Annotated in this window: 13 protein-coding genes; 7 read left to right on the top strand and 6 right to left on the bottom strand. The window is 39.7% G+C overall.

Features of this window, described 5'->3' with window-relative positions:
- Positions 1-555 precede the first annotated feature (555 nt).
- The 5 genes from QUF91_RS23600 (at position 556) to QUF91_RS23580 (ending at position 6,498) form a co-directional block, all read left to right on the top strand.
- Positions 556-1,218, top strand: coding sequence for a ribonuclease H family protein (locus tag QUF91_RS23600; protein WP_285399220.1), 663 nt, complete (start codon positions 556-558; stop codon positions 1,216-1,218).
- Positions 1,219-1,399: 181 nt separating this feature from the next.
- Positions 1,400-2,320: a copper amine oxidase N-terminal domain-containing protein gene (locus QUF91_RS23595; RefSeq protein ID WP_289419554.1), complete on the top strand. Its 921-nt coding sequence runs from the start codon at positions 1,400-1,402 to the stop codon at positions 2,318-2,320.
- A 200-nt stretch (positions 2,321-2,520) separates the two neighbouring features.
- Positions 2,521-4,026, top strand: coding sequence for a coproporphyrinogen III oxidase (locus QUF91_RS23590; protein WP_289419553.1), 1,506 nt, complete (start codon positions 2,521-2,523; stop codon positions 4,024-4,026).
- A gap of 185 nt (positions 4,027-4,211) precedes the next feature.
- Positions 4,212-5,351 carry a glycerate kinase gene (locus QUF91_RS23585; RefSeq protein WP_289419551.1) on the top strand — a complete coding sequence of 380 codons (1,140 nt, stop codon included), beginning with the start codon at positions 4,212-4,214 and terminating at the stop codon, positions 5,349-5,351.
- A 358-nt stretch (positions 5,352-5,709) separates the two neighbouring features.
- Positions 5,710-6,498, top strand: coding sequence for an HAD family hydrolase (locus QUF91_RS23580; RefSeq protein ID WP_289419550.1), 789 nt, complete (start codon positions 5,710-5,712; stop codon positions 6,496-6,498).
- 159 nt (positions 6,499-6,657) lie between these two features.
- Here QUF91_RS23580 and serA read toward each other — a convergent pair whose 3' ends face one another.
- Positions 6,658-8,265, bottom strand: a complete 1,608-nt coding sequence (gene serA, locus QUF91_RS23575) for a phosphoglycerate dehydrogenase (protein WP_289420118.1) — start codon at positions 8,263-8,265, stop codon at positions 6,658-6,660.
- Between the two features lie 820 nt (positions 8,266-9,085).
- Here serA and QUF91_RS23570 point away from each other — a divergent pair.
- A complete protein-coding gene (locus QUF91_RS23570; RefSeq protein ID WP_285398574.1) occupies positions 9,086-10,738 on the top strand; it encodes an FAD-binding dehydrogenase in 1,653 nt (550 codons plus the stop codon).
- Positions 10,739-10,783: 45 nt separating this feature from the next.
- Here the strand turns inward: QUF91_RS23570 and QUF91_RS23565 are convergent, their stop codons facing one another.
- From QUF91_RS23565 to trhO, 4 genes are all read right to left on the bottom strand, one after another.
- Positions 10,784-11,194 (bottom strand): hypothetical protein, encoded by a 411-nt coding sequence (locus QUF91_RS23565; protein ID WP_289419549.1) that lies wholly within the window; start codon positions 11,192-11,194, stop codon positions 10,784-10,786.
- Between the two features lie 120 nt (positions 11,195-11,314).
- Positions 11,315-12,193: an IS3 family transposase gene (locus QUF91_RS23560; protein WP_289419547.1), complete on the bottom strand. Its 879-nt coding sequence runs from the start codon at positions 12,191-12,193 to the stop codon at positions 11,315-11,317.
- A complete protein-coding gene (locus QUF91_RS23555; RefSeq protein ID WP_289417107.1) occupies positions 12,193-12,486 on the bottom strand; it encodes a transposase in 294 nt (97 codons plus the stop codon). Before QUF91_RS23555 ends, QUF91_RS23560 begins: the two co-directional genes overlap by 1 nt.
- Before the next feature lie 295 nt (positions 12,487-12,781).
- Positions 12,782-13,753 (bottom strand): oxygen-dependent tRNA uridine(34) hydroxylase TrhO, encoded by a 972-nt coding sequence (gene trhO / locus QUF91_RS23550; protein ID WP_289419546.1) that lies wholly within the window; start codon positions 13,751-13,753, stop codon positions 12,782-12,784.
- Between the two features lie 138 nt (positions 13,754-13,891).
- On the opposite strand from trhO, the gene QUF91_RS23545 reads away from it, so the two are divergent.
- Positions 13,892-14,674 carry an enoyl-CoA hydratase gene (locus QUF91_RS23545; protein WP_289419545.1) on the top strand — a complete coding sequence of 261 codons (783 nt, stop codon included), beginning with the start codon at positions 13,892-13,894 and terminating at the stop codon, positions 14,672-14,674.
- A 67-nt stretch (positions 14,675-14,741) separates the two neighbouring features.
- Here QUF91_RS23545 and QUF91_RS23540 read toward each other — a convergent pair whose 3' ends face one another.
- Positions 14,742-14,927, bottom strand: a complete 186-nt coding sequence (locus QUF91_RS23540) for a YhzD family protein (RefSeq protein WP_285396344.1) — start codon at positions 14,925-14,927, stop codon at positions 14,742-14,744.
- Between the last annotated feature and the right edge of the window lie 287 nt (positions 14,928-15,214).

Genomic DNA, 15,214 nt, shown 5'->3' with positions numbered 1-15,214 from the left:
GTTTTAGCGGCGGAATCGAGCGCTTAAGCGGCGGAACCCCAGATTTTAGCGGCGGAATTGAGCGTCCAAGCGGCGGAAGTCCAGGTTAAGCGGCGGGACCGAACGCCCAAGCGGCGGAAGTCCAGGTTTTAGCGGCGGAACCGAGCATCCAAGCGGCGGAAGTCCAGGTTTTAGCGGCGCAATCGAGCTCTCAAGCGGCGGAACCCCAGGTTTTAGCGGCGGAACCGAACGCCCAAGCGGCGGAAACCCAGGTTTTAGCGGCGGAACCGAGCATCCAAGCGGCGGAACCCCAGGTTTTAGCGGCGGAACCGAACGCCCAAGCGGTGGAAACCCAGATTTTAGCGGCGGAACCGAACACCCAAGCGGCGAAAAACCAAATTCCCCCTGCGAAATAGCGCAAGTGAATACTTTATCAGCGAGCGATTCTGAGCAAATAGTTCTCTTAGGAATAAATATACTAATAGTTGCACATATAACAAGTAAGAAGAAAAACGTGTTTCCGCAAGCCGGAGCACGTTTTCACTTTATGCGCTCAATATTATTGGAGGTTATACTATGCATGTAATCATTGAATGGATTTATAAAACGCCAAAAGGTGCAGAAACAGTATTACGTTCAGAAGAAATGCCAGCAGCTAAAGCATTACTACTAGCAGAGGACATGGAGCGAACAGGGAGAGTAAAGTCACTACAGTGTATTGATCGACAGGATACAAGTTGGTCCCTAAAGGAATTAAAGGCATATTTAAAAGAAATTGACACGGAGCCACACAATATTACAGTCTATTTTGATGGCGGTTTTGATCTTGCAACAAAACAATCGGGATTAGGCGTTGCTATTTATTATGAGCAAAATGGCAAGCCATATCGATTAAGACAAAATTCCTTTTCGTCAGTGCTTAAATCGAATAATGAGGCAGAATATGCTGCGCTTTATTTAGGATTAGTGGAGCTTGAACTATTGAACGTTCATCATTTGCCTGTTTGTTTCACTGGTGATTCCCAAGTAGTTATCAATCAATTGAGTGGGGAATGGCCAGCACTTGAAAAGGATTTATCTAGCTGGGCAGATAAAATTGATGCAAAGCTAGAGGAACTTAATATTCAACCGGAGTACATGCTCATATCACGTAAAGAAAATTCTGAAGCAGATCGCCTGGCAACTCAAGCCTTAAACGGGATAGATATCACAGGATTAAAGGAAATTGTAAAGGAGTAAGAATGGGCGACAGACAATCAAAATGAAACCACCAGTTCACACTTGTCCTGGTGGTTTTAACTTATTATTATGAATTCCTTTGATATGTAAATAAACACCATCATAAATTTCCCTATTCCAATGAAACTTTTTCCATCCTAAAACTACTACTACTTTGAACCCAATAATAAGGAGAGATAATATGAACATGAAAAAATTCGCACCTGCAGCCATGACAGCGTTATTATTTGGAAGTGTAGTAGTACCAGTCGCATCTGCAAATGAAAAATCTACAGAGGCGGAGCAACAAAGTTCTCAAATTCAAATTGATCCTGTTCACATTTTCAACAATACACGTGGAACAGTTGAGAAAGTCGATGCAGGTGAAAACATTACATATTTCACAGTAAAAGATGGCGATCAAACAAATATTTTAGAGATAACAAAAGATACACTTGTTTTCGATAACACAGGTAAAAAAGTGGAACTTAAAGAGGGCGATAAAGTCGTAGCTTATACATTTGCAAACAAGCCACAAAAATTAATTTATCCACCACAATTCGACCCTGATGTTGTCATTGTTGAAACGGAGGCAGCTGGCTTTGTTGAAGTTGATTACTTCTTTGAAAACTTAACAAACACTTATGATGTTTTAAAATTAAACATTGGTGAAAATACTGAGCTTTTAAATGAGAAGGGGGAGAAAGTTGAAGCTAAAGATTTAGCGGAGAAACACTTAGTTGTTTTCTATACAGTTTCAACAAGAAGTATCCCAGCTCAAACAACGCCTTCAAAAGTAATTGTTCTCGATAACGAGTCTGAAAATGCATCAGAAAATACTGTTGAAGAGGAAATAGCAGCCATAATCGCAAAGGATTCTTATGAGGTAGATGGAACAAAGATGGTTCCATTGCGTTTGATTGCGGAAAAACTCGGCTATACAGTAGAGTCAACGGGAAAAGGTGCAATAGTATCAAAAGGTAATGTATCTTACACACTTACTCGTGGAGAGAAAACGTTTGGTTTTAACAAAGCATTACGCCCACTTAATGCGGCACCCGCTTTGTTAGAAGCGAATAAAACATATGTGCCCGTTGAATTTGTAGAGGAATATTTAAAATAATTTTTGAACTTGTCTCAACTTAAAATAGTATGCTAGAAGATTATTTCTGGCATACTATTTTTTCTTTATGTAAGATGAATAAAATCCATTATAAAACTGAATTTTCTGTCATTTAAAACTTGCACTTGTAGCTTTGCTTAAAGTTATAAAAATTTGTTAAACTATTGATACTGTAATTTTGAGAGAAGAGAGCGAAGAAAATGAAAATTATTCACATAGATCAAAAATATCCTGAGGATTGGATTCGCGTATTAAATCATATAGCGAATTTATTTTTTGAGGATTCCAAACTAAAAGTAGAGTCTGAAGGAACAGATATGGCAGTGTCATTTGAATATAACGTTGGGGATGATTCTTCAATTTCTACAAAAGCTGTGCTTGAGGTAGACGCTAAACGTTATACGAATGATTACCGTATTCAATACGATACTGATGCTGAAGGTCGTGAGCTAAATATTCGTATGAAGCGTGCTTTGTCACACGTATTTTTAGATGTGCTCGAGCAACATACGGGAATGCATCAGCAATGGGGAATTTTAACGGGTGTGCGTCCAACTAAGCTTTACCATAAATTCCGAAAGGCCGGGAAGAGTGAAGAAGAAATTGCTGAAATCCTTATTCGTGATTTCCGTCTGTCAGAGGAAAAAGTAGCGCTACTAAAAGAAATAGTTGATCGTCAGTTAGTGACGATTCCTGATATTGATGAAATCGGAAAAGAAATAAGTATCTATATCGGTATTCCTTTCTGCCCGACTAAATGTGCTTATTGCACTTTTCCAGCCTATGCGATTGGTAGCAACCGAAAGCAAGGGCGTGTCGCTACATTTTTAGATGGGCTGCATATTGAATTACGAGAAATGGGAAAATGGCTGAAGGATAATGACATGAAAATCACATCCATTTATTGGGGTGGTGGTACGCCGACATCTATAGAAGCTGATGAAATGGATGCGTTGTATCAAACGATGTATGAGTCGTTCCCTCATCCTGAAACAATTCGTGAAGTGACAGTTGAAGCGGGCAGACCTGATACGATTACGCCTGAAAAACTGGAAGTATTAAAAAAATGGGGCATTGACCGAATAAGTGTTAATCCGCAATCTTATACTGATGAAACGCTTAAAGCAATTGGTCGTCATCATACGGTACAGGAAACGATTGATAAGTTTTGGCTAGCACGTGAATCTGGTATGAATAATATAAATATGGATTTAATTATTGGCTTACCGAATGAAGGGATTGAGGAGTTCCAGCATTCTTTAGAGGAATCTGCAAAAATGCAGCCAGAATCGCTAACGGTACACACATTGTCATTTAAGCGTGCATCAGAAATGACACGTAACAAGGATAAATACAAGGTAGCCGACCGCGATACTGTTGCTCAAATGATGCATATGGCACAAGTATGGACGAAGGAAAATGATTATGTACCGTACTATTTATATCGTCAAAAAAATATTTTAGGTAATTTAGAAAACGTCGGCTACAGTAAAGCTGGCGAAGAAAGCATCTATAATATTGTCATAATGGAAGAAGTGCAGACAATTTTAGGGATTGGCTGTGGAGCCTCCTCTAAATTTGTTCATCCCGAAACAGGGAAAATTACGCAGTTCCATAATCCAAAGGACCCTGCTGCCTACATCATGACGTTTGAAGAGGCAATCGGAAAAAAACTCGAGTTTTTAGATGAATTATATAAGGCATAAAAGTGATGGCAATCTGAGGTGGTGTTCAGATTGCCTTCTTTTATTCCGATAAATCAGGATAATGTTCCGATAAAATTGGAAAACATTCCGATAAATCTACACAATGTTCCGATAAAATAAAAAAACATTCCGATAAAACCTCAGGGATGTTAATAGTCTGAATTATAGATGAGTGGAGGTATAAAATGAAAGTCATTATTAGTCCAGATTCCTATAAGGGAACTTTGTCGGCCATCGAGGTGGCTAATGCAATGCGGGCGGGCATCAAGGATGTTGATCAATCGGTTGAAACAGTCATTCTACCAGTTGCAGACGGTGGAGAAGGTACACTCGAATCACTTGTTGCCTCAACAGATGGTCAATTTATATCTGAATATGTGCTTGATCCATTAGGAAGAGAGATTAAAGCGAGGTATGGTGTGCTTGGCGATAATGAAACATGTGTTATAGAAATGGCTCAGGCATCCGGTATTATGCTATTACAGGACAGTGAAAAAAATCCTGAGCTGGCATCAACGTATGGGACTGGTCAGTTAATCAAGGCTGCTCTTGATAAAGGGTTTAGAAAATTTATTATCGGAATTGGTGGTAGTGCTACAAATGATGCTGGTATTGGCATGTTAAAAGCACTAGGACTGCAATTGAAAAAAGAAGACAGAACATTAATTGCTGATAGCGTATCGGCATTATTAGATTTAGCAGCAATTGATGTTAGTCAGTTCGATGCTCGATTGAATGAAGCGCAATTTGTTATTGCCTGTGATGTTGATAATCCATTAATTGGAGAGCAAGGGGCAACAGCTATTTTCGGGCCTCAAAAAGGTGTGAAGGAGCATCAAATTGCTTATTTTGATAGTTGTTTAAAACAATTTGCCGATATTGTTGAAAAGCAATTTGACATTCGACTGCACGACTACAAAGGGGCAGGTGCTGCAGGTGGAATGGGCGCTGCATTACTAGCTTTTTTAAATGGCAGTTTTCATGCAGGGATTGATATTGTAATCGAAGCCGTGCAGCTAAAAAGGCATTTAGAAGGTGCCGGGTTTATTATTACAGGTGAAGGCAAATCAGATCGTCAAACATTACACGGGAAGGCGCCATTAGGGATAGCGAAGGCGGCAAAATTAGCGAATGTACACACCTTCTTATTATCTGGGGTTATAGATGAAAATGATAAACCTGAATTACTCAAGTATTTTACTGTTGTTGAATCATTAGTAGATGAAAATATTAGTGTTCAGCAGGCAATGCAAGAACCTTATTATTTTATTCGCATGAAAACTAAGAAAATGTTTGAGAATTATATACAAAATGGGCCCAGATGACATTTGTTTACGTAGCTACTTACTATAAGGTGATCTTCGTTCCGACTGGCGACTCCTTGGGGATTAGCGACGATGAGACCTTGGAGCGCAATAAAGGAACGAAGACTAAAAGCATAACGTTCTGTGATAACGCCTTCGTGACCAACATCTGCTGCCGCTTCGCATTCGCACGGAAAACATCTGCTACCGCTTCGCTGTCGCACAGAAAACATCTGCTGCCCTGACACCCCCAGGAAAGCGCCGACCGGAACGGAAATCAACCTTACGTTTTGGCGATGGAAAAACCATAAAACGCTATGCTAAATATTTTGAATATATGCTAAAATAATTATATTAATAGGAGCTAGGAGCTGACACAATGTCAATTAACACAATTATTTTTGATTTAGATGATACGTTATTATGGGATAAAAAATCTGTCAAAACAGCATTTGAAAAAACATGCGAATATGCAGCGACAATACATAATGTGAATCCGGCTGAGCTAGAGGAGGCTGTGCGTAAAGAAGCACGAGCGCTTTATGAAGGCTATGAAACATATGATTATACGGTGTTAATCGGTATTAACCCATTCGAAGGACTTTGGGGAACATTCGATGATCCAACAGATTCCTTCCAAAAAATGAAAAATATTGTACCGGGCTATCGTACAGAAGCGTGGACAAAAGGCTTAGCAGCTCTTGGAATTGATGATGCGCAGTTAGGAGCGGAGCTAGGGGAGCGTTTTGTGGCAGAGCGAAAAGTGTCCCCATTCTTATATGAAGATACTTTTGCTGTGTTAGATAAGCTGAAAGGAAAGTATCAACTCGTACTACTGACAAATGGAGCACCAAGTTTACAAAATTTAAAGCTAGAAATTACACCAGAAATCGCGCCTTATTTTGATCATATTATTATTTCTGGGGACTTTGGTAAAGGGAAACCAGATGCCTCTATTTTCGAGTATGTCATGGAGAAAGCAGGTATTACGGCGGACGATGCGATTATGGTTGGAGATAACTTAAATACTGATATTTTAGGCTCATCTCGTGTTGGAATGCGTAATGTTTGGATCAATCGTGAAAACAATACACTAAATGGCGTAGTCACTCCAACATATGAGGTTGATTCTTTAACTGCATTATTAGAACTTGTGAATAAGCTATAAGGCAAAAAAATGTACTGATTCAATCATAGGATCAGTACATTTTTTGTTTCTTGAAGTTTATCCAATAAAAGTAGGTTTTATCGACAATGTTAGCATGATACCGTTGGCCCAAAAATAAAAAAGCAGAGAGTATTTGTACTCCCTGCTTATAAAGTAAAATTATAGGTTAATCGCTCTTACTTCATCAATATTTTCAAGCTGTGCAACGAATGTTAGATCTTCTTCTGATACAGCATTATCGACTGTTAGCATCATGACAGCTGTACCGCCAACTTGTGCACGACCAACTTGCATTGTTGCGATGTTAACATCTTTTTCTGCTAGCTTTGTTGCTACGCGGCCGATTGCACCTGGTTTGTCAGTATTTTTAATGTAAAGAAGGTGACCTTGTGGAATAACGTCAACAACATAATCTTCTACTTTGACAATACGTGCACCTAGACCGTTTAATAATGTACCAGCCACTGAGTGTGTTTCATTTGCTGTTTTAATTTCAATTGTAATTAAGCTAGTAAAGCCTTTAGCAGTTGTTGTTTTATGCTCATTAATTTTCATGCCGATACGTTCAGATAAATAGCGAGCATTTACGTCATTTACATGATTACCGTGATTTTTAGATAATAAACCTTTTAACGCGTTTGACGTTAATGGACGTACATCATAATTTGCTACTTCACCAGCATAAGATAAGTTGATTTCTTTCACAGGCTCAGTTGTAAGTTGAGATAAGAATGAACCAAGTTTTTCAGCTAATTCGAAGAAAGGTTCAACTTGTGCAAGTAATTCTTTTGGAATAGATGGCATGTTCACTGGGTTAGTGACAGTACCTGTTTTATAGAATTTAATGATGTCGTTTGATACGTCAACAGCTACAGATTCTTGTGCTTCGATTGTAGATGCACCTAAGTGAGGTGTTGCAATGACTTGTGGTAAAGTAAGTAGCTTGTGATCCGTTGCTGGCTCACTTACGAATACGTCAAGAGCAGCACCTGCTACTTTACCTTCTACGATGGCATCATATAAATCATCCTCATTGATAATACCGCCACGTGCACAGTTAATGATACGCACGCCATCTTTCATCATAGCGAATTTTTCTTTGTTAATAAGATTACGTGTTTCAGGAAGAAGAGGTGTGTGTACTGTAATGAAATCTGCTGCTGCACAAATTTCTTCAACTGTTGATTTTGTTACGCCTAACTCTTTAGCGCGTTCATCAGTTAAAAATGGATCGTATGCCCTAACGTTCATGCGTTGACCTTTTGCACGATAAGCTACTTCCACACCGATACGACCGAAGCCTACAACACCTAAAGTTTTATTTTTAAGCTCAACTCCAACATAAGATTTACGATCCCATTTACCGTTTTTAAGTGTATTGAATGCTTGTGGGATGTGACGAGCAAGTGAAGTCATCATGGCAATAGTGTGCTCAGCAGCAGAGTTAGTGTTACCGTCTGGTGCATTTACAACGATAATACCATGCTCAGTTGCAGCAGTTAGATCAATGTTGTCCACACCTACACCAGCACGTCCGATAAGTTTTAAGTTTTTAGCCGCTTCAATTACTTCGCGTGTTACAGTTGTTTGAGAACGTACTAGTAAAACATCTACATCCGCAATTTTTGCGATTAATTCTTCTGGTGCAAGACCAGTGTCTACAATGATATTTAAGTCTAAATCTTGTTCTTGTCGAAGTGGGAAAATACCATCTTCACTTAGTGGGTCAGCGATAAATACGTTAATTGCCTTTGTTGCAGTAGTCATTTGTAATGTAGTCATTTGTAATTAGCTCCTTTTAATTAAAAAATGTTAGTGTTCTTTATAGACGAAACAGTCTGAATTTTATAGAGATTGTACATCTTACAGCATACAAATCTCCTTTGTAGAAAAGAGAATAATAAAAAAAGCCTTCCGCGCCTTACAAACACAAAGATTGTGTTGTAAGGGGCGAAAGGCATAATAAACATTGGTTCGCGGTACCACCCTTAATCACTGCGTGAAAGATTTCTTGCAGTCTTAGCTATATGCGTAACGTGCATGTGACGGATAAGCTTACTTTGGGAGTGTTCGGCTTATCTATTCAGGAGTGGAACTATTATCGTAGAAATCACTGATTTACACCAACCATCAGCTCTCTTTGGATTTTCTTGCGACTAGCGTGTCTCCGTCGTTATATTTTCGTGTGATTTAATTGTTAACATCATAAACCTTATTGTTCACCTTTGTCAACGATATTTCTAAAAAAGATTAAAAAACTTGACTTTGGTAGTCCGGAAAATAACCAAAAGCGAACTTTATTATATTTATAACATTAAATTGTTCGTCTTTTTACAGAGGACAATGAAAGCGCTACCGATATGTGTTAAGTCAGATTACATGGGCATTTAATAAATATTAAAGGTCGAAAAATATATGGGAATTAATTGGGATTAAATAGATTATTTGAGTAAAACTTTCATTGCTTTGAGGAGGAATGCGAACATTTTTTTCTTGTCACATTTTCGTCAAAAATACAAAGTGTAGAAGGTAAACCATCAATTTGAGAAGAATGTAAGTAAAGTAAGATTGATTTTTAGGGGGGAGAATGATGTATGATGTAGCAATTGTCGGTGCAGGGCTGGCAGGTTTAGTAGCTGCCTGTGAGTTAGCGGATGCAAAGAAAAAAATTTTGTTAGTAGATCAAGAACCTGAAAATTCAATGGGGGGACAGGCATTTTGGTCTTTTGGCGGTATATTTTTAGTGAATACACCCGAGCAAAGAAGGCTTGGCATTAAGGATTGTAAAGAGCTTGCATGGCAGGATTGGCAAGGGACGGCTGGCTTCGATCGCTTAGGGGATGAGGATTCGTGGGCGCATAAATGGGCCAGAGCTTATGTAGATTTTGCAGCTGGTGAAAAATATGAATGGTTAAAGTCTGTAGGTATTAAGTTTTTCCCTATCGTCGGTTGGGCAGAACGTGGGGGCTCTTTAGCAGGCGGACACGGAAATTCAGTACCTAGATTTCATATTGTTTGGGGAACCGGTCCTGGCATTGTAAAGCCTTTTACTGAAAAAGTGAAAAAGGCCATAAAGGATGGTTATATAGATTTTAAAGCAAGGCATCGTGTAGATGAGTTTATTCAACAAGATGGAAGAATTGAAGGAATTAGTGGAACAGTTTTGGCTCAAAGTTATGCAAATCGCGGTGAAAAAAGTTCTAGGCTAGGCATCGGCGAATTTTCTTATGAAGCGGATGCCGTTATTGTGGCTAGCGGTGGAATAGGTGCTAATTTTGATTTGGTTAGAAAAAATTGGCCAGCGCGACTTGGCACACCACCTGAAAATATGATTAGTGGTGTACCTGCTTTTGTTGATGGCAGAATGCTAGAAATAACTGAGCATGCAGGGGGGCGTATCGTTAATCGAGACCGCATGTGGCATTATACGGAAGGCTTGAAAAATTGGGACCCTATTTGGCCAAATCACGGTATTCGAATTTTACCAGGCCCTTCATCATTATGGTTTGATGCGGAGGGCAATCGATTTGGCGCACCGAATTTTCCAGGCTTTGATACGTTAAGTACGTTAGAAGCAATTCAAAAAACGGGCTATGATTACTCGTGGTTTATTTTAACTGAAAAAATTATTGAAAAAGAATTTGCACTATCAGGCTCTGAGCAAAATCCTGATTTAACAAATAAAAGCATTAGTGATGTTCTGAAACGTGTTTTGCCAGGTCCACCTGCCCCAATTCAGGCATTTAAAAAACATGGTGAAGACTTTGTTATTGCTAATGATTTAAAGGAGCTAGTTGATGGAATGAACAATTTGGCGGGCAATGAGCTTCTTGATTTTATAAAAATAAAGGAGCAAATTTTAGCAAGGGATCGTGAAATGGACAACAAGTTTACAAAGGACTTACAGGTTAATGCCATTCATGGTGCGAGAAACTATATTGGTGATAAAATTGTGCGCGTTGCGAAGCCCCATAAAATACTAGATCCAAAAAATTGGCCACTTATTGCGGTACGATTAAATATTTTAACGCGTAAAACATTAGGAGGCTTACAGACAAATTTGGATGGTGCTGTGTTAGGAATGGATGGTCAACCTGTACCAGGTTTATTTGCTGCCGGGGAAGTTAGTGGCTTTGGTGGTGGCGGTGTACATGGTTACCGTGCTTTAGAAGGGACATTTGTTGGTGGCTGTTTATTTAGTGGCCGACAGGTAGGGCGATATTTGGCAAAAGGAGAATAAAGAAATTTAGAAAGCTCCAAACCGCTCAGGTCCAAGTGAAAAGCGCTAGGGTAAGCCGAGAAACCGCTCAGGTCCAAGTGAAAAGCGCTCGGGTGAGCCGAGAAACCGCTCGGGTCCAAGTGAAAAGCGCTCGGGTAAGCCGAGAAACCGCTCAGGTCCAAGTGAAAAGCGCTCGGGTAAGCCGAGAAACCGCTCGGGTCCAAGTGAAAAGCGCTCGGGTAAGCCGAGAAACCGCTCAGGTCCAAGTGAAAAGCGCTCGGGTGAGCCGAGAAACCGCTCGGGTCCAAGTGAAAAGCGCTCGGGTAAGCCGAGAAACCGCTCGGGTCCAAGTGAAAAGCGCTCGGGTGAGCCGAGAAATCGCTCAGGTCCAAGTGAAAAGCGCTCGGGTGAGCCGAGAAACCGCTCAGGTCCAAGTGAAAAGCGCTCGGGTGAGCCGAGAAACTGGTCTTCTGTCAAGAAAGTGGACATAAAAAAGTGAGAGCTTTAAAGCTACCGCACTGCGTTTGGTGGGCAATGGAAGTCAATTGTTCAAAGAGCTCGAACAATTGACTTCCATCGCTTGAAACGGTTTTGAGATTAACTTGAGTGTTTCTGTAACGTCAAGCGTTCAAATTGGCTCGGTGAACGATAGCCAAGGGTCGAATGTCTTCTACGTTCATTATAAAAATTTGAAATATAGCTATTTATTGCTTTGAAGGCTGCTTTCTTTGTTTGGAATTTTTGGCGATAAATCATTTCTTTTTTTATGGTCGCATGAAACGATTCGATGCAGGCATTGTCATACGGATCACCTTTTTTACTCATACTAATTTTGCAACCATGCTTTTTTAAAAGTTCGATATATTCCGTTGAACAGTATTGCGCCCCTCGGTCTGAATGATGAATGAGTCCCTTTTTTGGTCGACGTATTAAGAACGCTTTTTTCAAAGCTATTAACACTAAATCTACTTTCATATGATCCGCCATTTCCCACGCTACAATTTTACGAGAATACAGATCCATAATACTTGCTAAATACACCCATCCCTCCAACGTTCGGATATAAGTAATATCAGCGACCCATACTTGATCTGGTTCTTCCACATAAAACATGCGGTTCAGTATATTAGGATATACTAGTGCGTCATGATTTGAATCTGTTGTCGTCACATAGCTTCTCGGCTGTGTTGCGCACAATTCCAGTACTCGCATGATGTTTGCCACTGTTTTTTGTGAAAGTGGATAACCCCATTCCAACAGATATTTATGGACTCGCGGGCTGCCATACGTACCATAGCTTTCATGAAACGATTGTTTAATTTTTTGTGTGACTTTCATTTTATATTCTTCTTTTTCAGTTATCGGTGCTGCCTGTTTGGCCAACCATTTATAATAGCCACTCGTCGACACTTTTAGAACACGGCACATCTTTACAATCGAAAACTCCCGTTTATGCGCTTCAATAAATTCAAACACTACTGCGGGTTTTTGGCAAAGATGTGCATCGCCTTTTTTAGAATGGCATTCTCCTCTTCTAAGTCACGAAGTTTCTTTTCATAAGTCGCTTCTAACTTTTTCAGCTCCGAAGGGGTTATATATTTCACGTCGCCATTTTCTTGCTTTTTTGCATCACGATACTTTTTTACCCAGCGATGAATAGAAGATTCCCCAAGCCCTAATTCATACGATAATTCTGTTACTTTTCGATTTTCTTCTACTACTAATTTCACAACATAATCACGATATTCTTGTGTTATTTTTTTAGTCATTCGGTACACGTCCTTTAAAATAGTTATTTCTATAATAGCTACTCTCAGTTTTCCGTGTCCACTTTTTATACTAACCTCAAAACCGCTCGGGTTCAAGTGAAAAACGCTCGGGTAAGCCGAGAAACTGCTTGGGTCCAAGTGAAAAGCGCTCGGGTGAGCCGAGAAACCGCTCGGGTCCAAGTGAAAAGCGCTCGGGTGAGCCGAGAAACCGCTCGGGTCCAAGTGAAAAGCGCTCGGGTAAGCCATGAAAAAGAGCATCTCCCAAATTTTACATGCGGGTGATGCTCTTTTTTTATTATAAAGGAGATTTTTGAACTTCAGCGATTTTAGCGATTTGTTCCTCAATCTGCTCTTTTGTCCAACCATTCTTTTCAACGAAGAAGTTACGTTCTGCGCGGCGGCATTCGTCTGAACAGCTGCGCATATAAAAGGCCTCATGCTTTTCCTCGCAAAGCATTAATTTATGGCATTCAGGATTTGCACAGTTTGTATAACGTTCTGTCGGTTCACCAGTGAAGAAATCCTTACCGACAATCACATGCTCAACCTGATTAATGGGTACACTGCGACGTCGATCAAAGACGAACATTTGCCCATCCCATAGTTGACCTTTTACTTCAGGGTCTTTTGCATACGTGGCAATACCGCCATGTAGTTGGCCAACACTTTCTCCATAGCCTTCACGTTTTAACCAGCCAGAGAATTTTTCGCAGCGGATACCACCTGTGCAGTAAGTTAAAACTTTCTTGCCTTCAAAATCCTCTTTATGGGCATCCATCCAAGCTGGTAGGTCGCGGAAGTTTTCAATATCCGGACGAATAGCGCCACGGAAATGCCCGAGGTCATATTCATAATCATTACGTGCATCAATAATGACCGTATTATCCTCCTGCATACGCTCCATAAATTCCTTTGGTGATAAATAATCCCCTGTTATTTCTAAAGGATTAATATCATCTTCTAAACCAAGATGTACAATTTCTCGACGAGGGCGGACATGCATTTTTTTAAAGGTATGCCCTTCAGCTTCATCTATTTTCCACATAATGTCGCTAAAACGAGGGTCTGCCTTCATATGATTCATGTAAGCCTCGGTTTGCTCGACTGTACCAGAAACGGTTCCATTAATTCCCTCGAGTCCAACTAAAATGCGACCAAGAAGCCCAATTTCTTCACAAAGTGCTAAATGCTCTTCTGCAAATGTCACAGGGTCCTCAATAGCTATATATTTATAAAAAAGCAATACACGATAGTCTTTCTGTGTCACAATACTTAACCACCTTTAAATCAATATTCGTCCTTTAATATAGCATATCAAGTGCAATTTTGCGTAGGATAGAAGGAGTTTTCTAAAAAAGCACGAATAGTACATAGTGAATGACTATTCATATTTGGGGGTGTAAGGATGGAATTTTCAACGATTACATTAGAAAAATTAGAACGTCGTGCAACATTAACATTAAATCGACCACAAGCCATGAATGCGATGGATGATGTTATGATGCGAGAATTAGCAGAATGCTTCGAGGCACTACAGCAGGAACAAGAAATACAAGTGCTTGTTATTCGCGGAGAAGGAAAAGTCTTTTCTGCAGGTGGCGATATTAAAGCGATGCTAGATCCAAATAGGCCACTTAATATTAATGAGGCAATGGTTTATTTAACACGTATTGTCAAGGCATATTACCAGCTACCGATGATCGTCATTGCTGCGGTTCATGGCGCATCTGCTGGATTAGGTTTTAGTCTAGCTTTAGGAGCAGACATAGTGGTTGCATGTGAAAACAGTAAGCTTGCTATGAATTTCATAGGCATAGGACTTGTCCCTGATGGTGGCGGTCATTTCTTTATGAAGGAACGTGTAGGTACTGTAAAAGCTAAACAAATGATCTGGGAAGGAAAAGTATTAACTGCATCGGAAGCACATGATGTAGGATTAATTGACTATGTTGCACCAGATGGGACTGTTTTTGCGATCACAGACCAACTAGTTGGAAAAATGCTTGCTTCTCCAATGGCGTCGATGATTGCGACTAAAAAAATTCTACATGCTCAAAATTTACCGCAATTAGAGAGTATTTTGGCGATGGAAGCAGAGGGGCAGACAGCAATGCGTAAGACAGCTGATCATTTAGAAGGAATTCAGGCATTTGTAGAGAAAAGAGCGCCTGTCTTCGTGGGAAAATGAATAATTGATAAAGATAATAGTAAAAGGCGCGTAGTAAAGTTTACTACGTGCCTTTTATTAGCCACTGTTAGACATGGAATAAGATTAGTTTACCTGAAGAGTTAACAAGGCGATGAGTTTTTTCGGCAACACCTTTTTCCATGATTTGCTGTTGACCGTTAATTTTGGCAGCTTCATCGTTTTCGAATGTCCAAGTTTCATCAAATAATGTTTCCCCAGTTTTTTCAAAAGCAGTAAAACGATAATTCTTCATACAAACCCCACCTTTTACGTAAATATAATTCTATTATACATAGAAGATTTATAAACTTCACGGTAAAACTAGCGAATATTTCGATAAATAGCGAAAGATGTGGAAAAAATAAGGCGATATTACTGATGAATATTTTATGAATAAATTTCTCATCTTATGTGAAGTATGATAAAATAGAACAAATATTCGGTTTCGGCGTGATTCACGAATGTCTTAGCATAAAAAATGAGACACAGAAGCGATTAGTAAAATGATTTCGTAGCAACTTTTGAAAATCATGTTACTGC

It is taken from the genome of Lysinibacillus sp. G4S2 (assembly GCF_030348505.1).
In the GTDB taxonomy this organism is placed as follows: domain Bacteria; phylum Bacillota; class Bacilli; order Bacillales_A; family Planococcaceae; genus Lysinibacillus.
This window is presented reverse-complemented; position numbering and strand designations above follow the sequence as displayed.